The organism is Xanthobacter sp. BG11Y11_SDJG, assembly GCF_057364445.1.
Genome location: NZ_JBNFNU010000747.1, coordinates 1 through 994 on the forward strand (window position 1 = coordinate 1; position 994 = coordinate 994).

Below are 994 nucleotides of genomic sequence, written 5' to 3' on the forward strand. Positions count from 1 at the left end.
CGGCGGATCGATCTTTCGCGCCTGCCTGCGCGCCGGCCTCGCCAGCGGGCGGCGACCTGGTGCCGCTGAAAGCGCCGGGGGCCGGACGAGAAGCGCCGCCGGTGGTGGCGCTGGTCGACATCTCCGGTTTCCATGGCCGACTATTCACGGCCGATCCTGCATTTTCCTCCACGCACTCGGGGCGCAGCGGCGGGTATCGACCTTCCTGTTCGGCACCCGCCTCACCAATGTCACCCGCGCGCTGGCGCGGCGCGATCCGGACGCCGCGCTCGCGGCGGTGGCGCAGGCGGCGCGGGACTGGTCGGGCGGCACCCGCATCGCCACCTCGCTGAGGGCCTTCAACAAGGATTGGTCGCGCCGGGTGATGGCGCAGAACCCGGTGGTGCTGCTGTTCACCGACGGGCTGGAGCGGGACGTGGACGACACCCTCGCGGCCGAGATGGCGCGCCTCAAGCGCTCGTGCCGCGCCTCGTCTGGCTCAATCCCGCTCCTGAGCTATGACCGGCTTCGAGTCCGCGCGCGCGCGGCATCGCCGCCATGCTCCCGCAGGTGGACGAGTTCCGGCCCGTGCACGACCTGAAAAGCCTGGAGGATCTCGTCGCCGCCCTCTCGGCATCGCCGCCGCGCACGCCCCGCCGGGCCGCCGCCTGAAACAAGGCGGCACCGAGCGGCGTTTCCCCTTCGACGCAACGCAAGCGAAGGAGAGGCCCATGCGCGAGCCGGAGGAAATCCGCGACGAACAGGAGTTCCATGACCCCGGGACCCAGCGCGGGCCGGAGGGCGAGCCGGTTAAGCCCGCCGCCAAGGCCCGCCAGGGCATCGGCTCGGGGCGGGTGCTCACCGTACTCGTCGCCGGGATCGCCTTGGTGCTGGTGGCGTTCGCCGTCAGCTATCTGGGCGCGGTGTAGCGCCCGCGCGCTCAGACCGGGATGTTGTCGATCAGGCGGGTGGTGCCGAGCCAGGCGGCGGCCAGCAGCCGCACCGGCTCGCCCCG

The 994-nt window shown here is 72.4% G+C and carries 1 protein-coding gene and 1 pseudogene; both read left to right on the forward strand.

All coding sequences use genetic code 11. From position 1 onward, the window contains the following. Nucleotides 1-651 (forward strand): annotated as a pseudogene (locus tag AC2W7M_RS26255) (VWA domain-containing protein); the annotation flags it as partial. A gap of 59 nt (nt 652-710) precedes the next feature. Next, nucleotides 711-908, forward strand: a complete 198-nt coding sequence (locus AC2W7M_RS26260; RefSeq protein ID WP_486136109.1) for a hypothetical protein — start codon at nt 711-713, stop codon at nt 906-908. Nucleotides 909-994: the final 86 nt, after the last annotated feature.

Excerpts from the sequence above, each read along its gene's own strand:
- AC2W7M_RS26260 (WP_486136109.1), top strand. The coding sequence starts at position 711 with ATGCGCGAGCCGGAGGAAATCCGCGACGAACAGGAGTTCCATGACCCC.